Annotated in this window: 19 protein-coding genes; 7 read left to right on the top strand and 12 right to left on the bottom strand. The window is 62.7% G+C overall.

Features of this window, described 5'->3' with window-relative positions; translation table 11 throughout:
• Positions 1-3: 3 nt before the first annotated feature.
• Positions 4-1,266: an ATP-binding protein gene (locus NKI18_RS00520; RefSeq protein ID WP_353018604.1), complete on the bottom strand. Its 1,263-nt coding sequence runs from the start codon at positions 1,264-1,266 to the stop codon at positions 4-6.
• A 197-nt stretch (positions 1,267-1,463) separates the two neighbouring features.
• Here NKI18_RS00520 and ppk2 point away from each other — a divergent pair, with 197 nt between their 5' ends.
• On the top strand, positions 1,464-2,366 hold the full coding sequence (gene ppk2 / locus NKI18_RS00525; protein ID WP_352614650.1) for a polyphosphate kinase 2: 903 nt from the start codon (positions 1,464-1,466) through the stop codon (positions 2,364-2,366).
• Between the two features lie 24 nt (positions 2,367-2,390).
• On the opposite strand, the gene NKI18_RS00530 is transcribed toward ppk2, so the two are convergent.
• The 3 genes from NKI18_RS00530 to NKI18_RS00540 form a co-directional block, all read right to left on the bottom strand.
• Positions 2,391-3,140 (bottom strand): enoyl-CoA hydratase-related protein, encoded by a 750-nt coding sequence (locus tag NKI18_RS00530; protein WP_352614648.1) that lies wholly within the window; start codon positions 3,138-3,140, stop codon positions 2,391-2,393.
• A 15-nt stretch (positions 3,141-3,155) separates the two neighbouring features.
• Positions 3,156-3,794 carry an acyl-homoserine-lactone synthase gene (locus NKI18_RS00535; protein ID WP_023677342.1) on the bottom strand — a complete coding sequence of 213 codons (639 nt, stop codon included), beginning with the start codon at positions 3,792-3,794 and terminating at the stop codon, positions 3,156-3,158.
• A 97-nt stretch (positions 3,795-3,891) separates the two neighbouring features.
• Positions 3,892-4,623, bottom strand: coding sequence for a helix-turn-helix transcriptional regulator (locus NKI18_RS00540; protein ID WP_023677341.1), 732 nt, complete (start codon positions 4,621-4,623; stop codon positions 3,892-3,894).
• A 271-nt stretch (positions 4,624-4,894) separates the two neighbouring features.
• Between NKI18_RS00540 and NKI18_RS00545 the strand changes: the two genes are divergently transcribed.
• Positions 4,895-5,746 (top strand): ABC transporter substrate-binding protein, encoded by an 852-nt coding sequence (locus NKI18_RS00545; protein ID WP_352614645.1) that lies wholly within the window; start codon positions 4,895-4,897, stop codon positions 5,744-5,746.
• 14 nt (positions 5,747-5,760) lie between these two features.
• On the opposite strand, the gene NKI18_RS00550 is transcribed toward NKI18_RS00545, so the two are convergent.
• Positions 5,761-6,171: a tellurite resistance TerB family protein gene (locus NKI18_RS00550; RefSeq protein WP_023677339.1), complete on the bottom strand. Its 411-nt coding sequence runs from the start codon at positions 6,169-6,171 to the stop codon at positions 5,761-5,763.
• Positions 6,172-6,417: 246 nt separating this feature from the next.
• Between NKI18_RS00550 and NKI18_RS00555 the strand changes: the two genes are divergently transcribed.
• Positions 6,418-8,073, top strand: coding sequence for a lysine--tRNA ligase (locus NKI18_RS00555; protein ID WP_352614643.1), 1,656 nt, complete (start codon positions 6,418-6,420; stop codon positions 8,071-8,073).
• On the opposite strand, the gene NKI18_RS00560 is transcribed toward NKI18_RS00555, so the two are convergent.
• The 7 genes from NKI18_RS00560 to NKI18_RS00590 all read right to left on the bottom strand — a co-directional run bounded on the left by NKI18_RS00560 (position 8,036) and on the right by NKI18_RS00590 (position 16,988).
• Positions 8,036-8,875 (bottom strand): thermonuclease family protein, encoded by an 840-nt coding sequence (locus tag NKI18_RS00560; RefSeq protein ID WP_352614642.1) that lies wholly within the window; start codon positions 8,873-8,875, stop codon positions 8,036-8,038. The genes NKI18_RS00555 and NKI18_RS00560 overlap by 38 nt on opposite strands.
• A gap of 11 nt (positions 8,876-8,886) precedes the next feature.
• Positions 8,887-9,531, bottom strand: coding sequence for a S24 family peptidase (locus NKI18_RS00565; protein ID WP_023677336.1), 645 nt, complete (start codon positions 9,529-9,531; stop codon positions 8,887-8,889).
• A gap of 82 nt (positions 9,532-9,613) precedes the next feature.
• Positions 9,614-11,833, bottom strand: coding sequence for a 3-hydroxyacyl-CoA dehydrogenase NAD-binding domain-containing protein (locus NKI18_RS00570; protein ID WP_352614640.1), 2,220 nt, complete (start codon positions 11,831-11,833; stop codon positions 9,614-9,616).
• Between the two features lie 12 nt (positions 11,834-11,845).
• Positions 11,846-13,054: an acetyl-CoA C-acetyltransferase gene (locus NKI18_RS00575; protein WP_352570361.1), complete on the bottom strand. Its 1,209-nt coding sequence runs from the start codon at positions 13,052-13,054 to the stop codon at positions 11,846-11,848.
• Positions 13,055-13,085: 31 nt separating this feature from the next.
• Positions 13,086-14,255: an acyl-CoA dehydrogenase family protein gene (locus tag NKI18_RS00580; protein WP_352614638.1), complete on the bottom strand. Its 1,170-nt coding sequence runs from the start codon at positions 14,253-14,255 to the stop codon at positions 13,086-13,088.
• A 238-nt stretch (positions 14,256-14,493) separates the two neighbouring features.
• Positions 14,494-16,290, bottom strand: a complete 1,797-nt coding sequence (locus NKI18_RS00585) for an acyl-CoA dehydrogenase (RefSeq protein ID WP_352614636.1) — start codon at positions 16,288-16,290, stop codon at positions 14,494-14,496.
• A gap of 236 nt (positions 16,291-16,526) precedes the next feature.
• Positions 16,527-16,988 (bottom strand): MerR family transcriptional regulator, encoded by a 462-nt coding sequence (locus NKI18_RS00590; RefSeq protein WP_023677331.1) that lies wholly within the window; start codon positions 16,986-16,988, stop codon positions 16,527-16,529.
• Between the two features lie 552 nt (positions 16,989-17,540).
• Between NKI18_RS00590 and NKI18_RS00595 the strand changes: the two genes are divergently transcribed.
• The 4 genes from NKI18_RS00595 (at position 17,541) to NKI18_RS00610 (ending at position 24,672) form a co-directional block, all read left to right on the top strand.
• Positions 17,541-21,401 (top strand): peptidoglycan-binding protein, encoded by a 3,861-nt coding sequence (locus tag NKI18_RS00595; protein ID WP_352614635.1) that lies wholly within the window; start codon positions 17,541-17,543, stop codon positions 21,399-21,401.
• 191 nt (positions 21,402-21,592) lie between these two features.
• Complete coding sequence (locus NKI18_RS00600; protein WP_023676949.1) at positions 21,593-22,516, top strand: sulfite exporter TauE/SafE family protein; 924 nt, start codon at positions 21,593-21,595, stop codon at positions 22,514-22,516.
• Complete coding sequence (locus NKI18_RS00605) at positions 22,516-23,307, top strand: TIGR02186 family protein (RefSeq protein ID WP_352455141.1); 792 nt, start codon at positions 22,516-22,518, stop codon at positions 23,305-23,307. The genes NKI18_RS00600 and NKI18_RS00605 overlap by 1 nt, the downstream gene beginning before the upstream one ends.
• A 108-nt stretch (positions 23,308-23,415) precedes the next feature.
• The gene (locus tag NKI18_RS00610) at positions 23,416-24,672 is read left to right on the top strand and encodes an Hsp70 family protein (RefSeq protein ID WP_352614633.1); all 1,257 of its coding nucleotides are present in this window, start codon (positions 23,416-23,418) and stop codon (positions 24,670-24,672) included.
• The last annotated feature ends 2 nt before the right edge of the window (positions 24,673-24,674 follow it).

Consider the following 24,674-nt stretch of genomic DNA (forward strand, 5'->3'; position numbering starts at 1 on the left):
ACGTTAGCGAGCCGGCAAATGGACCGTGAACGCCGCACCCTTGCCGACCTCCGACCTGATGGAGAGTCTGGCGTTGTGGCGGGTCAGGATATGCTTGACGATGGACAGGCCAAGGCCGGTGCCCTTCTGGGTTCGGCTGTTCTCGACGTCGACGCGGTAGAAGCGCTCGGTGATGCGCGGAATGTGCTCTTCGGGGATGCCGGGGCCGAAATCCCTGATGGTGACGTCGATGCCCGGTTCGGGATCGCTGTCGCTGCGTATGATCGACACCACGGCGCGTCCGCCCGACTGACCATATTTGCAGGCGTTTTCCAGCAGGTTTTCGAAGACCTGGAAAAGCTCGTCCCGATCGCCGGGCACGTCGAGCGGCCCTTCGGCGAAATCACGCTCGATGACGACGCCGTTTTCCTTTGCGAGCGGCCCAAGCGAATCGATGACGCTGTCGATGGCCTGGCGCAGGTCGACCTCGGTTCCCGGCTTGAGATAGGGCTTCATCTCCAGGCGCGACAGCGACAGAAGGTCGTCGATGAGGCGCGCCATGCGGCTGGTCTGGTTCTGCATGATCTGCAGGAACTGCTCGCGCGCCGCGGGGTCGTTGCGGGCCGGCCCGCGCAGCGTCTCGATGAAGCCGGCGATCGAGGCGAGAGGCGTGCGCAGCTCGTGGCTGGCATTGGCAATGAAGTCGGCACGCATTCTGTCGATCCGGCGCGCCTCACTCTGGTCCTTGAACACCAGCACGTAGAGATCCGTGGCATGGCCGACTGAAGACGCGCTCACCCGATAGGCTCGTTCGACCGGCAGCTTTTCTATGTAGTCGACGCTGTCCGAAGCGACGTTGCCCGCCAAGATACTATCCAGCAAGCCCTGCATTTCCGGCGCGCGGAATTTCAGCGACAGCGACATGCCGGGGGCAATCCCGCCGAAGGCGGCAAAGGCAGCGGCGTTGGCGTGGACGATGGCGGCGGAGCGATCGAAAATGATCAGCGGATCGGCAACCGCCGCCGCGAGGTATTCGCCGGAAAGTTGTTGCACGCTCGACTCGATGGCCGCGGCATTTTCGGTCGATTGGCGGGCGATGCCGGCCGGCAGCATCGCAGCGGCAACCAGCACGGCGCCAGCCAGCAGCACCACATAGCCAGACATGCCGGCAAAACCATAGACCATCAGAACCGCAACGAGGCCGGCCGCCAGCAGCCAGCGGCTGTTCCACAGCCGCATGGCGACGGCTTGCGCCCTGCCTCTCCGCTCTGTGCCGATGTCGGCCATTTGCGCTCCGTCTGCGGCCACTTCAAGAACTTCTTGCTGGACCGGCGCTAGAGCGCAGTGCGTCCAATTGGACGCACAAAGGACGCTCTACCACTTTATCTGCTGCATCGTTCTTTCCGAAAATCGATTCCGATTTTCGGGCCGATGCAGTAAGGCTCCCAATAGCACGAGTCCGGAAGCTGGAAAGGTTCGCCTCGATGAAAAACGCTAAGGAAAGCCCCGCCGCACCCTCATCGGGGCCGCTGAAGATCATGATCGACGGCAAGGAGAGGGCGTTCGACATCGAGGCCCCCGCGCTTCCCGACTGGGTCGAGGACCGCAAGCTCACCGCCGGCGGTTACCCTTACGACAAGAAGATGAAGAGCGAGGAGTATGACGAGAGGCTAGAGAAGCTGCAGATCGAGCTGGTCAAGGCGCAGGCGTGGCTGCAGTCGACGGGCAAGCGGGTAATTTCGCTGTTCGAGGGGCGCGACGCTGCCGGTAAGGGCGGCACGATCTTCGTTTTGCGCCAGTATCTGAACCCTCGCACGGCGCGCAACGTGGCGCTGACCAAGCCAACGCCCACCGAGCTTGGACAATGGTACTTCCAGCGCTACGTCGACCACTTCCCGACGTCGGGCGAATTCGTCACCTTCGACCGCTCCTGGTATAACCGCGCCGGCGTTGAACCGGTGATGGGATTCTGCACGCCCGAGCAGCACGAGCAATTTCTGGACGAGGTTCCGCATTTCGAGCGGATGATCCGCAACGAGGGCATACATTTCTTCAAATTCTGGCTGAACATCGGCCGGGAAACGCAGCTCGAGCGATTCCACGACCGCCGCTGGAGCCCGCTGAAGAGCTGGAAGTTTTCGCCAATCGACATCGCCGGCATCACCAAATGGGACGAATACACCAAAGCGCGCGACCTGATGGTCGAGCGCAGGCACAAGGAGTTCGCGCCCTGGATCATTGTGCGGGCGAACGACAAACGGCGCGCGCGGCTGGCCGTCATGCAGCGCATTCTCCTTTCGCTTCCCTATGACGGCCGCGACCTCGACGTCATCGGCAAGGAGGACAAGAAGATCATCGGCGAAGGGCCGACTTTCCTCGAAAAATAAGCTCACCTCATCGATACGCGGCTCTCATGCCGCCAGCCGGGCAATCCGCTGCAGTCGCTTCAGCGTGGTGTCGTCCTGCAGCGCCTGCTGGAAAAGCGAGATCTCCTGGTCGATGCGGTCGCAGAGCGCGCCGGTGTCGCCCCTAAGCAGGTCGCGCGTCTGTAGCAGCGCCGCGACAGGCTTCTTGGCGAGTTGCCTGGCTCTTGCCAACGTGGCTTCCTCGACGCTGCCGTCCGTCACGATCTCGCCGACAAGGCCCAGTGCCCTGGCATCTTCGGCGGCGAGCGTGTCGCCCAGGCAGAAGAAGCGGAACGCCCCGGCATAGCCGAGCTTCTGCGGCGCCAGAATGCTGGTCGCCGCGTCCGGCACCAGGCCGAAATCGACGAACGGCACCCGAAACGTGCTCTTGCTCGAGGCGATCACCATGTCGCAGTGGAACAGGATGGTGCAACCGACGCCGACGGCGTCGCCGTCGACACAGGCAAGGACCGGTTTTGGGAACGTCGCCAGCGTGCGGAACATATCGGTGACGGCGGCGATCAGTCGCCGATGTTTGGTGGCGTCGAGAAATTCGGAGAAATCGGCACCGAGGCAGAAGCACCGGGCCAAGCCGCGCAGGACCACGACGCGGACGTCGTCGTCGACAGCGGCTTCGTGGAATGTCCTGGCCAGGCTTTCATAGGCCCGCCTGTCCAGCACCGGGCGGCCGTCACCCGACGATACCGTGACGATCAGCGTGTGATTGCGGAATTCTGCTTTTGAGTGAACGTTCATGGCCTCTCTCCAATCTCACGAGGCGCGTCTCTGTCCGAGCATGTCCGGGTACCCTCTGGCCAGCACCGGCGCAAAATGGTTGCGGCGCGAACGCACCACGTCGAGCGTGTGCTCGTTGAAGGTGAGCAGTGTGGCAACCACCTGCTGGTTGCCATAGGTACGCTGGTAACCGAGCGGCGTTGCCAGGAAATGCAGCTGCAGCGCGCGAAGCACCCACATCGGCTCGAATTCGATGATCACCTGGTTGACGTTGCGCTTCAGACCCCACTCGACGAAGCCGGCGATCAGCTCGGTGCCGACCGTCGACACGCCGCGCCGACCGTCGCGGAATCCCGGCGCAACCGCATAGCGGGTCAGTTCATAGACATTCGGGCCCGACGGTGGGGTTCCCTCATAAAGGTCCGCCAGCACATCGGTTAGAAGATGTGCCCGGGTCGTCGGCAGCATCCGCTGATAACCGGCGAGCTCGCCATTGCGGATGACGATCTGGTGCACTGCCTCGTCGTGGTCGAATTGATCGATCTCGAGGCCATCAGGGCGCTGCAGATCGGTCCATCCCATCTCTTCGACGAAAACTCTGTAACGCAAACGATGAACTGCCTCCCAGAGGTCGGGCCGTTCCATCAATTCCTGGGTCGTGAGGGAAAAAAGCATTTGCCGTCTCCTAGTTTCAATAGGAAGATACGGCCGTGCTTTCCCAAAAAAATTACGCGATCACGCAAGCAAGAATTTCTAGGCCGGCGCGGCCGACCTAGTTAATATAGCCGCGCCTTATCGCTTCCGCGACGGCCTGGACCCGGTTGACGGCACCGAGTTTGCTTTTGGCGTTAAGAAGGTGTTTCTCTGACGTGTGTTCCGAAATGCCGAGAATTTGTGAAATCTCCCATTCGGACTTGCCAACAGCAGCCCATTGCAGGCATTCGCGCTCACGCGGCGTTAATTCGACATGATCGATGGTTTTGCCCGCCATGGTGTGGAGCTGCATTGCGCGGCCAATCGCATAAGTCGAGACCAGCGACACCAACCCGAACTCGGCGCTCGACAATTCGACAGCCTCGCCGCCTAGCGACACCATGACGATCTGGCCATCGAGCGTGATTAGCGGGAAGGCCAACCCGTCGCGCAGCTTGAATTCGCCGGCATCGCCCATCACCTCGCCGCCGCTCTTGCCGATGCGGATGCCCTGAGATGCTTCCCGCCACTGGAATGGCGCTTGAAGCTGCTTCATGTGGCTGACGACGGGGTCGTGATCGACGTAGTTGCGCGCGACGTAGCGCTCAAGCCATTCAGCCGGCCAGTCGCAGAGCAGCACATGGTCCTTTTGCTGGTTTCTCGGCGTGCCAGGTTGCGGAACCGTCCCGGCCATCAGCGCCGTCAGCCCGAACCCGCTTGTTACCCCCAGCAGCTTTTCGCAGACGGCGGCGGCTGTGCCGGCGTGCTGCAACTGATCTATCAACTCCAGCGTACGATCGAAATGACCCATCGCAACATCTACCCCATGTTGCCTTCCGCTCTTGAGGCCAATGGCAGTGATCAACCCGCACCACGCCATCAACCCCGGACTGCAAAGCTGCCTCCCCTGTGCGTCCTACTGCTCCTCTTCAGCCGGCATCACGCAGTCACTTGCAAACTCACTAAACAATATCCCTAAATTGCAATGATGAAACCAAAAACCGTCGTACCTGTGTTTTTTTCGTACAAAACCCTGTGTTATTTCGTACGAAAGGCGGGGCAAGACCGGACGGAGTCGTCGCGTGGCGTTTCGGCGCATATCCATTTCATTGATCTTGATATTGATCGGAGCGCAATCGCTTGCGGCTGCTGCGCTCGCCGCGGAGCCGCAGGTGCCGGTGTTCTGGGACGCCAAGGAGCGGCTGCCAAAGCCGGACCTTTCGATGCTGCCGCGGCTGCGATTCCTGACCACCACGGATTTCCCGCCGTTCAATTTCCTCGATGGGGCAGGCCGGCTGTCGGGCTTCCATGTCGACCTGGCGCGCGCCATCTGCGCCGAGCTCGGCATTGCCGAAAAATGCCAGATCCAGGCGCTGCCCTGGGCCGAGCTCGAAGGTGCGCTCGGGAAAGGCGAGGGCGAAGCGATCATTGCCGGCATCGCCGCGACGCCGGAGCCGCGGTCGAAATACGCATTTTCACGCTCCTACCTGCAATTTCCGGCACGCTTCATCATGCTGAAGACACAGGCACTGACCGAACCAATGTTCGACAAGCTGCGCAGCAAGCGTGTCGGCGTGATCGCCGGCTCCGCGCACGAGCGGATGCTGCGCGATTATTTCGGCGACGTCCAAATCGTCCCGTTCGCAAAGCCGGAGGAGCTTTATGGCGAGCTGAAAGCCGGCAAGATCGACGCCGCCTTCGGCGACGGCATGCGTTTCGCCTTCTGGCTCGGCGGTTCGGATGCAGCGGGCTGCTGCCGCTTTGCCGGCGGCCCCTATCTGGCGCCCGAATATCTCGGCTCAGGCATGGCAATCGCCACCAGGGCCGACGATCCGGCACTGGCCGCCGCTTTCGACTACGCGCTGCAGGAAATCTCGGTGAAAGGCACGTTCGCCGAGTTCTATCTGCGCTATTTTCCCGTCAGTTTTTTCTGAGCTTGACCGCCGGCTCAGGTCAGCGTGCGAAGGCGGGCCTTGGCGGCTCGCGCAATGGCGGCGACCGTCAGCGCATCGAGGTCGAGTTCCCGGCGGACGAGCTGCAGGACGCGCACCTCCTCCAAGCGCATTTCGAGATCGACAGCTGCGACCTCGAAGGCGGCGGCATAGGCGGTGTCACGCAGGCGTTCGGGCAGCGCCTCGGCGACGCGCGCCAGGACGCCCTCCAGCCCATCCTTTTCATGCAGCATTTTCTGGCAGGCCTGGGCGACCTCGACCAGCCGCTCCTGGTTGAAATCCTCAAACACCGGCCAGGATCGAACGACGTCGCCGATCCGCGCCAGTTCGACGTCGGTCATGTCGCGGTCTGACGCCGAGGTGATGACCATCAGGTAGATCATGGCTTCGTGTGGCGACAATGGCATTTACAACTCCTTGAGATGGTCCCGAAGTTAGGAACGAGGGACCGGCGCCGCAAGGAAAAACAGCCGCGATCGTTGGCGCTCCGATCACGCCTTGGAACTTGATCCATCCTGACTATCGGGACGGGGGCTCTTAATCTTCTTGCCTGATCACGGTCCTGCTCGAAAACCGGGTTCCACTTTTCGGGATCATGGTCTAGAGCATGCGGCTGCCGGCATGGATGCTGGCAAAGTTGCAGGAATAGCATCATGGCCGAACAACAGCCGAGCGATCTCAGCCCGGAAGTCCTCGCCGCCGCCGCCGAAAGCAAGGCGTGGCCATTCGAGGAAGCGAAAAAGATCGTCGCCCGCTACGCGAGCAGCGGCTACCCGGAAACGGTGCTGTTCGAGACCGGCTACGGCCCGTCCGGCCTGCCGCACATCGGCACGTTCGGCGAGGTGGCGCGCACATCTATGGTGCGCCACGCCTTCCGCGTGCTGACTGAAGACAAGGTCAAGACGCGGCTGCTGTGCTTCTCCGACGACATGGACGGATTGCGCAAGGTGCCGGACAATGTGCCTAACAAGGACATGCTGCGCGCCTATCTCGGCAAGCCGCTGACCAGGATACCGGACCCGTTCTCCAATGAGTATCCGTCCTTCGGCGCCGCCAATAACGCACGGCTGCGCGCTTTCCTCGACCGTTTCGGCTTCGATTACGAATTCGCTTCCTCGACCGACTATTATACTTCCGGCCGCTTCGACGCGACGCTGCTCAAGATGCTCGAGCGCTTCGATAAGGTGATGGCAATTATGCTGCCGTCGCTGCGCCAGGAGCGTGCGCTGAGCTATTCGCCCTTCCTGCCGATCCATCCCAAGACCGGCATCGTCATGCAAGTCGCGATCGACGAGCGCAAGCTCGACGCCGGCACCATCGTGTGGCGCGACCCGGACACGGGCGAGCGCTTCGAGACGCCGGTGACCGGCGGTCATGCCAAGCTGCAATGGAAGCCAGATTGGGCGATGCGCTGGGCAGCACTCGGCGTCGATTACGAGATGTCCGGCAAGGATCTGATCGATTCCGTCAAGCTCGCCGGGCAGATTTGCCGCGCGCTCGATGCTCCGGCACCGGAGGGCTTCAATTATGAGCTGTTCCTCGATGAGAACGGCCAGAAGATCTCGAAGTCGAAGGGCAATGGGCTGACCATCGACGAGTGGCTGACTTACGCGCCGACCGAGAGCCTTAGCCTTTATATGTTCCAGCGCCCGCGAACCGCGAAGAAGCTTTATTTCGACGTCATCCCGAAGGCGGTAGACGAATATTACACGTTCCTCTCTGCCTATCAGAGGCAGGACTGGAAGGAGCGGCTGGGCAATCCGGTCTGGCACATGCATGACGGCAATCCCCCGGCAGTCGACCTGCCGGTTCCGTTCTCGCTGCTGCTCAACCTGGTCAGCGCCTCGAATGCGCAGAACAGGGACGTGCTGTGGGGTTTCATTTCGCGCCACGCGCCGGGTGTGACGCCGACAACCCATCCCGAGCTCGACCGGCTGGCCGAATATGCCATCCGCTATTTCGACGATTTCGTGAAGCCGGCGAAAGTGTACCGTGCTGCCGACGCGGTCGAGCGCGAGGCGCTGACCAAGCTTTCGGAAGCGCTCGCCGCGCTGCCGGCTGATGCCGACAGCGAGGCAATCCAGAACGCTGCCCTCAATGTTGCGCGCAAGATCGAGCGCTACCAGGATCATTCCAAGCAGAGCCCGGAGGGCGGACCCGGTGTCTCCGTCGCCTTCTTCCAGATGATCTATCAGGTGCTGATAGGTCAGGAACGCGGGCCGCGCTTCGGCTCCTTCGCCGCGCTCTACGGCATCGCCGAAACGCGCGAGCTCATTCAGCGGGCGCTGGCTGGTCAGCTGGCGGCATGAGGACGCCGTCTTGCTCCTCCAGGATCGAGCTAGGCGCTACAGGCGCGGATCGCGACGCAGCAGCCGGGAGCGGCGGCAGGCCTGAAACGCTCGGCGCCGGCCCGAAGACGCCTTTTTTTGCTGCACGCGCCTTCTCGCCGGCTTCTACGTAAGGGCCGCCCTTGGCGGCGCGCGCCCAGCCATTTTCGACCAGCCATTGGCCGATATCCTGATTGCCGATCCGGCACTCGGCGGCGATCAGATCACGACCGCCTTCGGGCGGCACGGCACAGACCACCGCACGACTGCGGAGAAAGGCGCGGAAGGCCGTTCGCGCCCGAATGCCGCAATTCCAGGACTCGCCGCCGTCGGTGCAAGTCTCCTCCTGCTTGACGATGTCGATACCGGAAACCGCAATCGAATAGCCCATTGCTTCGATGACCCCGGCGGCCGACGCGACGGGCTGGAATAGTTTCGTGCCTTTCCAGTCGTCGGGCATTGTCGTTTTTGGCGGCTTGGGCGGTCCGGCCAATGCCAGATCGCTCAACGGGGCGCGCGGCTCTATCCGTTCAAGCCCGTTGGAACCGAGCTGCGGCGGCACCACGATTTCTGGATCGATTGCCCTCGAATGCGCCGCCTGCTTGGCCGGCACTGGTTTCAGGATGGCCGACGCAGCCGGCGCGGCGGGCTGCGGTTCAGCGCCGACCTGGATTTGCTCCCAGGGGCCGCCGCTTTCGCTCTGGACGGCGCGGCCGCCGGCGACAATTGCCGTGGCCATCGCCGGGATCGCCAGAACAGCCAAGGCAAGGTGAGGCAGACGCACCGGCCCCGCGCCTACTGGCTTGCCCAGACAATCCGCGCCACCCATTCGACATCGCGCATGGGGATGTCGCGGTCTGGGTGATCGGGATTGAGGGAGACCAGCGCGATCGACCTCGGTGTCTGGCGGTCGAGCACCTTGGCCATCACCTCGCCGGCATTGGTCTTGACGACGACGCGATCACCCTTTCGTATGGTAGCCCCTGGCTCGACGATCAGGACATCGCCATTGCGATAGAGCGGCAGCATGGAATCGCCCTGGACCTTCAAGGCATAGGAGGTTTCGGTTGCCCGTGCCGGAAGCTCGATCAGGTCCCATCCCTGCCCCGCTGGAAACCCGGCGTCGTCGAAGAAGCCACCGGCGCCCGCCTGGGCGAAGCCGAGCAGCGGCACCGACGATCTCTGCACGGGTAGTGCGCCGGAATTACCCCGACCCTCGACCAGCCCCGCAAATTCATCCAGCGAGGCGCCGGTCGCCTCGATGATCTTGGCCAGCGATTCGGTCGACGGCCAGCGCGGCCGTCCATCTGAGGACAGCCGCTTCGATTTGTTGAAGGCGGTCGAGTCGAGGCCAGCGCGCCTGGCCAGTCCAGAGGCCGAAAGCGAATAACGCTCGGCAAGAGCGTCGATGGCGGCCCAAACGCGGTCGTGCGAGAGCACCTTGCTCTTCCTTCGAAACAGGAAAAAATACCTTCCCTGTTCTAACCCTTGGCCGCCATCTTGTCCACCGCCGAAGACGGCGTCAGGCTGCCTCCTTGGCCTCGTCCCTGGTATAGGGATCGAAGCGCTCGTAGAAGGTCTCGCCCTTCTCGGCCATATCAAGCAGCAGCTTCGGCGCCTTGAACTCGGTGCCGTATTTCTTCTGCAGGCGCTTGGCGAGTTTGACGAATTTCTTCGCGCCGATGCCGTCGATGTAGGACAGTGCACCGCCTGTATAGGGCGCGAAGCCGAAGGCCAGGATCGAGCCGACATCAGCCTCGCGTGGGTCGGTAACGATGCCCTCTTCCATCACCCGTACCGCCTCCAGCGCGATGGTGACCAGCAGCCGCTGCTTCAGTTCCTCATAATCGACCTGCTCCGGCGCCAGCTGCGGGTAGAGATCCCTGAGGCCTGGCCACAGCTTCTTCTTGGCCGGTTTTGCCGGATAGTCATAGAAGCCCTTGCCGTTCTTGCGGCCCAAGCGACCATGCGTGTCGACCATCGTGTTGATCAGCGCCATCTGCTTCGGATCGACCGCCTTGTCGCCGAGGTCGCGCATGGTCTGCTTCATGATCTTCTGGGCAAGGTCGATCGCCGTCTCGTCGGTCAACGCCAGAGGACCGACCGGCATGCCGGCGGCTTTCGCCGCATTCTCGATCATCGGCGCCGGAACACCTTCGATCAGCATCTTGTAGGCTTCCGACATGTAGCGCAGTACGCAGCGATTGACATAGAAACCGCGCGTATCGTTGACGACAATCGGCGTTTTCTTGATGGCACGGACGAAGTCGATCGCGGTGGCCAGCGCCTTGTCGCCGGTCTTCTTGCCGAGGATGATCTCGACCAGCATCATCTTGTCGACCGGCGAGAAGAAATGAATGCCGATGAAATTCTTCGGGCGCGCCGAATTCCTGGCCAGCGATGTGATTGGGATGGTCGACGTGTTCGACGCGAAGATCGCCGACGGCTTCAGCACCGCCTCGGCCTGTTCGGTGGCATCCTTCTTAACGGCCGAATCCTCGAACACCGCCTCGACCACAAGATCACAGCCGGCAAGATCGGCGTAATCGGCCGTCGGCGTGATCAGCGACAGCAATCTTTCCTTGTCCTCTGGCTTGGCGCCGCCCTTCCTGACCTGATCCGAGATCAGGTTGTCGGAATGCGCTTTGCCCTTGGCGGCGGACTCTATGTCGCGGTCGAGCAGCACCACCGGAATGCCGGCCTTGGCCGTCACATAGGCGATGCCGGCGCCCATGAAGCCGGCACCGAGCACGCCGATCTTCTTGAACTTCGTTTCCGGCACACCGGCCGGGCGGCGCGCGCCCTTGTTCAGTTCCTGCAGCGACACGAACAGCGAACGGATCATCGCTGCCGCTTCCCTGGTCTGCATGATCTCGGTGAAATAGCGTTGCTCGATCCGCAAGGCGGTGTCGAACGGCACCAACAGGCCCTCATAGACGCATTTCAGGATGGCGGCAGCGGCGGGATAATTGCCATAGGTCTCGCGGCGCAGAATGGCGATGGCCGGCGGCCACAGATTGGCACCGGCCACCGAATAGATCGGGGCGCCGGGCAGCTTGAAGCCCTTTTCATCCCATGGCGACACCGGTTTCAAGCCGTTCCTGATCATCGCCTTGGCGGTTTCGACCAGCTTGTCCGGCTCGGCAATCTCATGGATCAGGCCCATCGACTTGGCCTTCTGAGGCGACAGCGTCTGGCCGGACGTCAGCATTTGCAGCGCCTGCTGCTGGTCGGTCAGCCGCGGCACGCGCTGGGTGCCGCCGGCGCCCGGAAAAATGCCGATCTTCACTTCGGGAAGCGCCATCCTCACTTTGTCTGAATCGGCCGCGACACGGCCATGGCAGGCGAGCGACAATTCGAACGCGCCACCCATGCATGTGCCGTTGATCGCCGAAACCCATGGCTTTCCCGAAGTTTCCAGCTTGCGGAACAGGCCGTTCATGGTGCCCGCATTGTCGAACAGGGCCTTGGTCGCCTTCTCCGGGTCCTTCGCCTTGTCGGCGGCGAAGGTCGCCAGCATCTTCTGCAGCATGGTGATGTCGGCGCCGCCCGAGAACGTATCCTTGCCGGAGGTGATCACCGCGCCCTTTATCGCTGCATCGCTCGCCACTTTGTCGACGATGGTATTCAGTTCGAGCATCACCTCCTCGGTGAAGACGTTCATCGAACGGTCCGGCATGTCCCAGGTGACCAGCGCAATGCCGTCGGCGTCGATGTCGAGGGTGAAATTGGTGTAGCTCATCATCTCTCTCCGTCAGACGCGTTCGATGATCGTTGCAGTGCCCATGCCGGCGCCGATGCAAAGCGTCACCAGCGCGGTGTTGAGGTCGCGGCGTTCCAATTCGTCCAGCACCGTACCGAAGATCATCGCACCGGTGGCGCCGAGCGGATGGCCCATGGCGATGGCCCCACCATTGACGTTGATCCGGTCATGCGGAATGTCGAAAGCCTGCATGTAGCGCAGCACCACCGAAGCGAAGGCCTCGTTGAGCTCGAACAGGTCGATGTCCGACAGCCTCATCTTCGCCCGCTTCAACAGCTTCTCGGTGACGTCGACGGGGCCGGTCAGCATCAGCACCGGTTCGGAGCCGATATTGGCGAACGCACGGATGCGTGCGCGCGGCTTGAGGCCGAGCGTCTTTCCCGCCTTTTTCGAGCCGAGCAGCACGGCCGCCGCGCCATCGACGATGCCGGAGGAATTGCCGGCATGGTGGACGTGGTTGACCTGTTCCACCTCGGGATGCTTCTGCACGGCGACGGCGTCGAAGCCGCCCATTTCGCCGGGCATGACGAAGGACGGGTTGAGCGCGGCCAGCGACTGCATGTCGGTCGAGGGCCGCATATGTTCGTCATGGTCGAGGATGGTCAGGCCGTTCTGGTCCTTGACCGAGATCACCGAATTCTTGAAGCGGCCCTCGCCCCACGCCTTGGCGGCACGCTTCTGGCTTTCGACCGCGTAGGCATCGACGTCGTCGCGCGAAAAGCCGTATTTGGTGGCGATCAGGTCGGCCGAGATTCCTTGCGGCACGAACCAGCCGGGCAGGCCGACCGATGGGTCCATGAACCAGGCGCCGCCGGAGGCGCCCATGCCGACGCGCGACATCGATTCGACGCCACCGGCAATGACGATCTCGTCGGCGCCCTGCGCGATCTTGGCGGCGCCGAAATTGATGGCGTCGAGGCCCGAGGCGCAGAAGCGCGATATCTGCATGCCAGGCGCCTTGGTGTCGTAGCCGGCCTCGAAAGCGGCGGCACGTGGAATGACCGCACCCGCCTCGCCAACCGGATCGACACAACCGAAGATGATGTCGTCGACGGTGCCGGTGTCCAGCCCGTTGCGGTCGCGGATGGCCTCGAGCACCTTGGCGCCGAGCCGCACCGCCGGCACTTCGTGCAGCGAGCCATCCTTCTTGCCCCTGCCGCGCGGCGTGCGCACGGCATCATAGACATAAGCTTCGGCCATTTTCCTGCTCCTTGGGTTTGCTGAAACTCGCTCAGAGCGAGCGCCCGATCAGCAATTTCATGATCTCGTTGGTGCCGCCGTAGATGCGCTGGACGCGGGCGTCGCGGAACATGCGCGCAATCGGATATTCATTCATGTAGCCATAGCCGCCATGCAATTGAAGGCATTCGTCGACGACTTTTCCTTGCAGGTCCGACAGCCAGTATTTGGCCATAGACGCGGTCACCGGGTCGAGGCCGCCGTTAATGTGACGGGCAACGCAGTCATTATAGAAGACGCGGCCGATGGTCGCCTCGGTCTTCAATTCGGCAAGCTTGAACTGGGTGTTCTGGAATTCGATGATGGGCTTGCCGAAGGCCTTGCGCTCCTTGACGTAGTCGATGGTAAGCGCCAGGGCCCGCTCGACCATGGCGATAGCAGTGGTGCCGATCTGCAGCCGCTCCTGCGGCAATTGTTGCATCAACTGGACGAAGCCCTGGCCTTCGTCGTTGCCGAGCAGGTTCGAGGTCGGCACACGTACGTCGTTGAAGAACAGTTCCGACGTGTCGTTGGCCTTGAGGCCGATCTTGTCGAGGTTGCGGCCGCGCTCGAAACCCTCCACCTCGTCGGGCTCGACGACGATCAGCGAGATGCCCTTGGCGCCCTTCTCAGGATCGGTCTTGGCAACGACGATGATGAAATTGGCGAGCTGGCCGTTGGTGATAAAGGTCTTCGAGCCGTTGAGCTTGTACCGGTTGCCGTCCTTTTCGGCGCGCGTCTTGACGCCTTGAAGGTCGGAGCCCGCACCGGGCTCGGTCATGGCGATGGCGCCGATCAGCTCGCCGGTCGCCAGCCTCGGCAGCCACTTCTTCTTCTGCTCGTCCGAGCCGTAGTGGAGGATATAGGGGGCAACGATCGAATTGTGCAGGCCAATGCCGAACCCGTCGACGCCGACATGGCCGATCGCCTCGATGATGGCGCTCTCATGCGCGAAGGTGCCGCCCGATCCGCCATATTCCTCCGGCATCGAGGCGCAGAGCAGGCCGGCAGCACCCGCCTTCAGCCAGCTCTCGCGGTCGACCATTTCGTTCTTCTCGAATTCGTCGTAACGCGGCGCGATCTCTTCCGACATGAAGCGGTGCGCCATGTCGTAAAGCATGCCGACCTCGTCCGCCGCCCAGGCGGGCTTGGGAAGGCCAAGGATTTCGGCGGGGTGGGTCATGGTTTCTCCCTCGCGCCGACGTTCCCCTCCCCCTCGAGGGGAGGGTGGCCGCGAAGCGGCCGGGTGGGGTCGCCGATGACTTGCTCGACCTTATCTTTTACAACCTGCGCCATGTGCCACGGCATTGCGATCATTTTCCTCCAAGGCATGCATCAGAATGAAGGTCGGCGCACTGCACGCAGGACCCCTCCCGGCCCTTCGGGCCACCCTCCCCTCGAGGGGGAGAGGAACGCCGAAGCTAGAACGCTTCCGCCGGCAGTGCCATCAATGTGTCGGCACCGCTGGAGATGCGGGCAAGATGCGCCGACGTCTCCGGCATGATCCGCTCTATGAAGAAGCGCGCCGTCACCAGCTTGTTGTCGTAGAAAGACGAAGCGCCGTCGGCGCCATTCGCCAATTTCGCTGCGGCCACCCTGGCCATCTGCGCCCACATATAGCCCAGCACCACCAGGCCGAAGAGATGCATGTAATCGGTCGAGGCGGCACCGGCGTTATCGGGCTTGGCCATGCCGTTCTGCACCAGCCACATCGTCGCCGTCTGCAGATCGTTGAGGCCCTTCTTCAGCGCCTTGGTGAAGGGCGCCATCGTCTCGTCGGTGCGGTTTTCCTCGCAGAACTCTCCGACTTCCTTAAAGAAAGCCTGGACCGCGCGGCCGCCATTCAAGGCCAGCTTGCGGCCGACGAGGTCGAGCGCCTGGATGCCGTTGGCACCCTCATAGATCATGGCGATGCGCGCATCGCGGACGAACTGGCTCATGCCGTGCTCTTCTATATAGCCGTGGCCGCCGAAGACCTGCTGCGCCATTACCGCATGATCGAACCCCTTGTCGGTGAGCACGCCTTTGACCACCGGCGTCATCAGGCCGGTGTAGTCGTCTGCGACCTGGCGATCTTTGTCGTCACCGGAGCGGTGAGCGATGTCGGACTTGATCGCCGTCCACAGCGCCAGCGCGCGGCCGGCCTCGTTGAAAGCCTTCATGGTCATCAGGCTGCGGCGGATGTCCGGATGGACGATGATCGGATCGGCCTTCCTGTCCGGCGCCTTCGGCCCTGACAGCGAGCGGCCCTGCAGACGATCCTTGGCGTAGGAAACCGCATTCTGGTAGGCAACCTCAGATAGCGAAAGTCCCTGCAGGGCGACGCCAAGCCGCGCCTCATTCATCATGGTGAACATTGCTTTCAGCCCGCCATTGGCCTCGCCGAGCAGCGTGCCTTCAGCGTCGTCGTAATTCATGACGCAGGTCGAGTTGCCATGGATACCCATCTTCTCCTCGATCGAGCCACAGGAGACGGTGTTCTTCTCGCCCGGATTGCCTGAGGCATCGAGCTTGAGCTTCGGCACGATGAACAGCGAGATGCCCTTCACGCCATCCGGCGCGCCCTCGATACGGGCCAGCACGAGGTGGACGATATTGTCCGACATGTCATGCTCGCCGGCCGAGATGAAGATCTTCTGACCGGAGATCCTGTAGGTGCCGTCGCCATTTGGGACGGCCTTGGTGCGCAGCAAGCCAAGATCGGTTCCGCAGTGTGGCTCGGTCAGGTTCATGGTGCCGGTCCAGGCGCCCTCGACCAGCTTTGGCAACCATGTTGCCTTCTGCTCTTTGGTGCCATGGGTGATGATCGCAGCGATCGCGCCTTGCGTCAGGCCGGCATACATCATCAGCGACATATTGGCCGACACCATGTATTCGGCAACCGCAGTGTGCACCGCGTAGGGCAAGCCTTGCCCGCCAAACTCGACAGGTGCCGCGAGCCCCATCCAGCCGCCTTCGCGATACTGGTCGAAAGCTTCCTTGAAGCCTTTCGGCGTCGTTACCGAACCGTCGTCATGGCGCATGCAGCCTTCCACGTCGCCAACGCGGTTCAGCGGCTGCATCACGTTTTCGGCGAGCTTCGCGCCCTCGGCAAGGATGGCCTCGAGCACATCCGGCGTCGCGTCGGAAAATCCGGGAAGATTGGAATAACGCTGATATCCCAGCACTTCGTTCAGCACGAACAGCGTGTCCCGGACCGGCGCTCTGTAGATCGGCATGCGTTTCCTCCACCATGCGGTCTTGGCCCCGAAATCAGCCCCAGCATATGAGGATGGCAGACGGACCAACGTTGTGGTCGAGATAACAAATATTGACGTTTGCGTAAACGTCAATTCGGCGGTGCGCAAATTTTCTCCCGCGCGCCAGGACGACAAACGACAAAGCACGGCAAACGACGAAGAACCGCGCAGCGAAAGCCACGCGGCTCTTATTCGTCACAAATCGAAAGCTTAGTTTAGCTCGCCACGCTGGCCTGCGGCGTCGAGCGCTCGATCAGCATTTGCCGGACGGTCGACATCGAAGCACTCAGTTCGCTGATGGCGTCGTCGATCAGCGCCCGCTGCTTCTGCAGACGGGCAAGCTGCTTCTCCGACTTGTCGAGCGCCAGCCGCAATTGCTTGGTGTTGGAGCCGTTCGGATCATAGAGGTCCATCATCTGCTTGACGTCGCGCAGCGAGAACCCGACCTTGCGGCCAAGCAGGATCAGCTTCAGCCGGGCCCTGTCGCGGCGTGTATAGAGACGGGTCGAGCCGTCGCGCTGCGGGTTGAGCAGACCCTTGTCCTCATAGAAACGCAGCGTACGCAGCGTCACTCCGTATTTCTTGGCCATTTCGCCGATGCGGACAAGCTCTTCACCGGCTTCGCTCGACATATCGTTGGTGTTGGCCGCGGCTTGGCCGGGCGAAATAAGTTTCATGTTCACTGGCTTTCCCCGTCTGGTGGCGTCGCGGTCGCGGACCTTGCGTCGCCTGAGTGAAAGCGGGGGCGTGCTTCCACTCGTGGTTTCAACAAACAAATCGCAAACGGCGTAATCCGCTCATTTACGTTTACGTCAATTCTATATCGATAGCCGCCTCACCACGCAAGAGCGTTCTGGTCTTGCAACTTTATGCCGCAGCACCAGCGGACAACCTAAAAGGTCGTTGCCGATTTCGGGAGCGATCATGCGGCTGATCAAAATTCTACAACGTCTTTTGCGCGTCCAAAAAAGACACCCGGCGCCGTCGGCAGCCAGCCGACAAAGTTGCAACTTCTTAAGCTTGGTTAACGCGTTGTTTACCACGTTGGGGCGAAATGTGCGCATGTCGGTTACCCGTGTCTATCCTGTACTGAATTTTTCACGGTTTTTCGGAGCGCGGATGAGACCCGGGAAGCTCGTCTTCCACTGCAACAAGCCAAGCAGTCGCCTTCGTCCCGGCAGGACTTTGGGAACCTGGTGAAAGCCAGCAATTCTGAAACGGGCGCATTGATGAACAGCAAGCGGTCCTACCTCGATACACTCAACGCCGGCAGGCAACGCCGGCCGCACACGACGCTTGAAGAGCTCAACCGCTCCCTGGAAACTCTGGAGCAGCGGCTGGAGCGGACGCGCGAGGAGACGGCAAGCCACCCCGATCCGCGCCGACCAGCGGCAGAACCACGCTATCCCAGCGCCCAACCCTATGGCCAGCAGCGCCGGTATGAGGATCCACGCGCGCAGCGGCCGAAAGGTCCAGCAGCGGCTTTCGACCAGAATTACCAGGCGATCGCCCGCGATATCGACCGGGTGCGCGGCCAGGAGGACAGCGTCGCCCTAGCCGGCAAGATCGCCGGGGAATTGCGCGGCCTGCGCGAAGAGTTGCGCCAGCAGATGACCTCCGGCCTGCAACGCGAGTTCGAGGTACTGCGCAAGAATATTGGGCGAGCCTTCCAGTCAAATGGCGGCGGCAAAGGCAGCGCCGAACTCAGCGTCGAATTCGAGCGGCTTTCCGGCGCCATCCAGACACTGGCCGAAAAAAGCGACGACAGAAGCGTCAATATGCTGCGGCTCGAGCTTGAGCAGGTCAAAGCCGCGCTCGATACGCTGGCGCGCGAGGAGAGCGTGCAGGCGGTCGGACGCCGCTGGGACGATTTCGACCGCCGCTGGAACGCTTTCGAGGATCGCGTCGAGGCCGATCAGCGCAAGCGTTCCGATGCACCCGGCCTGTCGGCGCTGACGGAGCGGCTCGAACAGATCAGCAATGCCGTCAGCAATCTGCCGGAATCGCTGTCGCTGCGCTCGCTCGAGGAAAAGGTCCGCACGCTTGCCGGAGCGGTCGACCATTTCGCCCGCCAGCAGGACAATCGCGGCGGCGACACATTCAGTCAGATCGACGAGCGGCTCGACGAGATTTCCCGCGCGATCGTCGCCTCGACGGTTGCCGCGCAAGCCAATTCGTTCGACCCCGAGCCCTTCGAACGCATCGAGAAGCGGATCGATTCACTGGCCCAGCAAATCGAAGAAGTGTCGCAGGATCGTCCGGGTCGGGAGGTCATTGACCGTCTCAACACATTGTCGAGCCGCGTGGATGAACTGGCCGGCCGAGCCAATCTGCCGGAACAGGCGATGGAGCGCCTTGCCAGGCAAGTCGCGCTTATTGCCGACAAGATCGACCACGCACCTGCCATGCCCGACGCCGACTACATCTTCAAGGGGCTCGAGCAGCGCTTCGACGTGCTGTCCAGCATGATGGAACGTCGCCAGGGCGACGCAATCGAACAAGGCAACATGCTGTTTCGCGACCTTGAGCGCCGGTTGGACGAGGTCGCCGACAGGCTGGACCAGCGCATGCCGCAGGTCGATAGCGCCGGCATCATGGATGCCATCGACGCCCGCTTCACCGCGCTGGCCAAGCGGATTGAGACGCGCGTTCCAGATCCCGCCAACGAGGCGGCGATCCGTGGCCTGGAGAGCCGGCTCGAAGACATCTCAAGCCGGCTGGATTCGTCCGCGGCACAGGTCGCCAGCATCGACCCGGCGTTGATCCGCAGCCTTGAAGCGCAGGTCGCCGGCCTGACGGCGCATCTTTCCAAGCCCGGCACGCCGCTGCCGGAATTCGACGACATCAGCCCGCGTCTCAACGAAATCGAGAAGTCGCTGGCCGGAACCCGCGATTCCATCCTCGGCGCGGCGCGCGAGGCGGCTGAGAGCGCCGTCCGCTCACTGGCCGGATCAAGCGCCAACACGGCGGCCGTTACCGGCCTCGCCCAGGACCTGAAGACGCTCGAGGCACTGACGCGCCGTTCGGACGAGCGCAATTCGAGAACGTTCGAGGCTATCCACGATACGCTGCTCAAGATCGTTGACAGGCTTGGTTCATTGGAGACGGGCGAACCGGCAAGCGCGGAGTTGAGCAAGCGTTTCGGCCGGCCATCCAAGATCTCGGTGCAGGACGCACCGTCGATGGACCTCGACCAGCCGCTGCCGTTGACGGGCAGCATGGCCGATCTCGACGGCCGCGCCGCGGCGCTCGTGCGCGACGAGCCAGGTCCGCGTACGCCAGCCGAGGCCGCCGCCGCAGCAGCCCTGGCGGCTCTCGGTTCAGACACGACGCGTGAAAAAACCGAGCAAGGCGGCGGCAGGAAATCGATGTTAGGCGGGCTGGCGCGCGCCTTGAAGGGCAAGAAGGACGCCGAGATGCCGCCGCTTGCAGGCTCGGCGCAGAGCGCCGAGATACCGAGCGTCGATCTCGACGAGCCCCTCGACCCCAAGCTCGCCAACCGGCCACTGGAACCCGGCTCCGGCGCACCCGACCTCAGCGCCATCATGAAGCGCGTGCGCGACGAGCGCGGGCAGCCGACCCGGGAAGGCGGCGCTGAGGCGGCGAAATCGGACTTCATCGCGGCAGCCAGACGGGCTGCGCAAGCGGCGGCCGCCGAGGCGGACGCCCTCAAGCGCCAGTCGACGATGAAAGGCCCGGTCAAGGCACTCAGGATCGGCGACCTGCTCAAGGCGCGGCGCAAGCCGATCCTGATGGGGGCAATCGCCATCATGCTGGCGCTTGCCGGCCTGCAACTGGGCAAAGCCTTCTTCTCCGACCCGGTCGAAGTCACCAACAATGAGGCGGCGCCGGCCATGGCCGTACAGCCGGTGGAAACCGCTTTGGCCAGCGTTGCCAGCGAGCCGAAGGCGGACGCGCAGACGACAACACAGGAGAGCGCGCCGTCGCCCACCGTCAGGCAGGCAGAGCCATCCGCATCGATGACCAAGGACGACACGGCGGCACAAACCGGCCCCGCTACACCGGCAGCCGAGACATCGACGGCGCCCTCGGCTTCCGCGGCGCCCGCTGACCTGGCGGCGCAAGACACCGCGGCCGCGGTGCCCGCGCCGGCAGCGGCGACGGCCAGCGACGCCGAGCCAATGGCTGCCGCGCCTGCTATAGCCACCGCTGCGATGCAGGACACGACCGGCACGGTGCCGCCGGCGGATGCTGCCGCGGCAGGTGTTGCCAAGATCGACGTTCCGGCCGATGCCGGTCCGGCCGCCCTGCGCGATGCAGCGGCCGGCGGCGACGCCAAGGCGCTGTTCGAGATCGGCTCGCGCTACGCCGAGTCTCGCGGCGTCAAAGAAGACATGGCGGCGGCGGCCAAATGGTATGAGAAAGCTGCCGAACTCGGTTTCGCACCGGCAGAATACCGCATCGGCAATTTCTACGAGAAGGGCATCGGCGTCGCACGCGACATCAAGAAAGCGAAAACCTGGTACCAGCTTGCCGCAGCGCAGGGCAATGCCAGCGCGATGCACAATCTTGCCGTGCTGTTTGCGATGGCGGCGGATGGCGTGACCGACAATGAATCGGCAGCGCGCTGGTTCCAGGCGGCGGCGGATCTCGGTGTCAAGGATAGCCAGTTCAATCTCGGCATCCTCGCGGCGAAGGGCGTCGGCATGAAGCAGAACCTCGAGGAGAGCTACAAATGGTTCGCACTCGTCGCCAAGACCGGCGACAAGGATGCGGCGGCCAAGCGCGACGAGATCGCCAAGGCGCTGAGGCCCGAGCAGTTGGAGCGTGCGCGGGCCGCGGCTGAACTGTGGAAGGCCAAGCCGCTCGATCCAGCCGCCAATTCGGCCGACGTTCCTGAATCGTGGCAGGACGGCACACCGCAGACGACCGCCGGCATCGACATGAAGAAAGCGGTCCAGAACATCCAGCGCATTCTCAACAAGAACGGCTACGTGGCCGGCAATCCCGACGGCATGATGGGCCAGAGAACCAAGAACGCGATCATGGCCTTCCAGGCCGACAACGATATGAAGGCAACCGGCGCGATCGACGAAAAGCTGGTCAAGGCGCTGCTTGCGCGTAAATAACGGCGGAGGCGTCGTTTCCGCGACGCCCTTGCCACAGATTTGCCTGTTAACTGATTGAGTTGTTTTTTGTTTCGGCGGTGCGGCGAAGTTTGACTTCACGGCCCGGCCGGCGCAAGAACGAGATAGCCTTCTGACGCAAAATGCCCGCAACGGTTGCATTCGCCAGGAGGCAAACTGATCGAGACTGACGGGTGGGCATCTATCTCCCGATCGCGGAAATTTCCGTCAACATCTTCGTGCTGCTGGCCATGGGTGCGGCGGTGGGTTTCCTGTCGGGCATGTTCGGCGTGGGCGGCGGCTTTCTCATTACGCCGCTGCTGATCTTCTACAACATACCGCCGGCAATCGCGGTCGCCACCGGCGCCAACCAGGTCATCGCTTCCTCCTTCTCCGGCGCCCTGTCGCACATGAAGCGCGGCACGCTCGACTTCAAGCTCGGCGGCGTGCTTTTAGCCGGCGGCATCGTCGGCTCGACCGGTGGTATCTATGTCTTTGCGCTCCTGCGCCGGCTCGGCCAGCTCGACCTGTTCATCTCGCTGCTCTACGTCGTGCTGCTCGGCACCGTCGGCGGACTGATGCTGGTCGAGAGTGTCAATGCGCTGCGCGCCACTCGCAGCGGCGCCGCACCGGTGTTGAAGAAATCCGGCCAGCATAATTGGATCCACCGCCTGCCGCTGAAGATGCGGTTCAGGGCCTCGAAGCTCTTCGTCAGCGTCATTCCGGTGCTTGGGCTGGGCGCGGCGATTGGCTTCCTGTCCTCGATCATGGGCGTCGGCGGCGGCTTCATCATGGTGCCGGCCCTGATCTACCTTTTGAAAGTGCCGACCAACGTCGTCATCGGCACCTCGCTGTTCCAGATCATCTTCACCTCGGCTTACACCACGCTGGTCCACGCCACCACCAACCAGACGGTCGACGTCATGCTCGCCTTCCTGTTGATGGCAGGCGGCGTCGCCGGCGCGCAATATGGCGCCAAGGCTGGTCAGAGGCTGCGGGGCGAGCAACTCAGGGCGCTGCTGGCGCTGCTCGTGCTGGCGGTAGCCATCCGGCTTGCCATCGATCTTTTCGTCACGCCGCCCAATCTCTATTCTCTGTCCGGCGTGGGCCTGAGCTGATGGCCGGCCTAAGGACGCTCGCGGCCGCCGCCTTGCTGTCGCTGCTGGCTGCTGCGCCACCGGCGAAGGCGCAGGCGCCACTAACCGAAAACATCCAGATCGGCCTTTCCACCGACAATGTCTCGATTACCGCCGGCTTTTCCGGCGCCGACCTGACCATTTTCGGCTCACTGGAAAATGCCGATCCGCTTGTCGCGCGGCAAGGGCGCTACGACGTGATCGTCGTGCTGGAAGGCCCGGCTCGGCCGGTCGTCGTGCGCCGCAAGGACCGGGTGCTCGGCGTCTGGGTCAATCTGGAGTCGGAAACCTTCAAAAACGTACCTGTCTCCTATTCGGTGGCGACGACGCGGCCGCTGCAGGACGTCACCGATCCGAACAGCTACAAGCAGCTGTCGCTTGGCGCCTCCAACCTCTATTTGCAGCCGGCCGACGCGGAGGACAGCCCGGCGACAATCGAGGAGTTCACCGCCGCGCTGCGCGAACGCAAGGCGGCGACCGGCCTCTACAGCGAGAATGTCGGCGGTGTGCAGTTCCTGTCGCAGAACCTGTTTCGCGCCACCGTCAGGCTCGCCCCAAACGTTCCGGTCGGCACCCATAAGGCCCGCGCCTTCCTGTTCAAGAGCGGCCTGTTCATCAAGGAAAGCTCCGCCCAGCTCGAAATCCGCAAGTCCGGTTTCGAACAGTCGATCTTCCGCGTCGCGCACGACTATTCCTTCCTATACGGTGTCTTTGCCGTATCGCTGGCCATGCTGACCGGCTGGCTCGGAAGACTGGTGTTCAGGAAAGACTGAACTCTCGTAAAAGTGGTTTCCCTTTCCGAGGGTATGGGCTAGACCGCGACCCCCGGCCCGACCGGATACGAGCTGCTGCTCCCCAAATCAGAAATACAGGAACGCACGATGCGACCAGCATTTGCCGGTATCGACTTCGGCACTTCGAATTCCACCGTGAGCGTGGTCAGGAACGGGCAGCCGCGGCTGGTGGCGTTGGAAGACGGCCAGGTCACGCTGCCCAGTGCGGTATTCTTCAATTTCGAGGACAACCGCACCTATTTCGGGCGACGCGCCCTTGCCAACTATACGGACAGTATCGAAGGCCGCCTGATGCGCTCGTTGAAGAGTGTGCTCGGCAGCTCGCTCGCCCACGAAAAGACGCGCATCAAGGCGCGCTCGATCGGCTTCATGGAGATTGTCGGCCTGTTCGTCGGCCATCTGAAAAAGAAGCTGGAAGAAGAAGCCCATGACGCGGTCGACAGCGTCGTGCTGGGACGGCCCGTGCAGTTCGTCGACGACGATGCCGAGGCCGACGCCAAGGCGGAGCACGAACTCGAAAATGCCGCTCGTGCCCACGGCTTCAAGCACATCGCCTTCCAGTTCGAACCGATTGCCGCGGCACTCGACTACGAACAAAAGGTGACGCGCGAGGAACTGGCGCTGATCGTCGACATGGGCGGCGGCACGTCCGACTTCTCAATCGTGCGGGTCTCGCCCGAGCGCGCCCGCTCGCTTGACCGCAAGGACGACATCCTGGCCAGCCGCGGCATCCACATCGGCGGCACCGACTTCGACCGGCTGTTGAGCATCGCCCATGTGATGCCGCAGCTCGGCCATCTCTCACCGACCAAGGATGGCAAACGTAATCTGCCGGCGAGCTACTTCATCGACCTGGCGACGTGGCAGCGCATCAACCTGGTCTATACCGCAAGGGCGATGACTCATCTGCGCCAGATCCGCTATGAGGCGGAGCGCGCAGACCTGGTCGACCGGTTCATCCACATCGTCGAGCATCGTTACGGCCACGCGCTGGCGGCGCTGGTCGAAAAGGCCAAGATCGAGCTGACGGACCGATCGTCGGCCGATGTCGAGGTCGCGCTGCAGGAGGTGAGGTTCACGGCAGAAATCACGCACAAGAGTCTCGAAGCCACCATAGCCAGGGACATTGAGCGTGTTGCAGCTACCGTCGAGCAGACCATCCGCGACGCACAGGTGAAGGCCTCGGATATCACCGCGGTGTTCTTGACCGGCGGATCGACCGCGATCCCGCTGGCCAGGCAGCAGATCCTGGCGCTGGTGCCGCAGGCGTCGGTAATCGAAGGCGATGTGTTCGGCTCGGTCGGGCTTGGGCTGGCGCTCGACGCGCAGCGGAAGTTCGGCTGATC

The sequence above is a fragment of the Mesorhizobium sp. M0800 genome (assembly GCF_040320095.1).
Classification (GTDB): Bacteria; Pseudomonadota; Alphaproteobacteria; order Rhizobiales; family Rhizobiaceae; genus Mesorhizobium.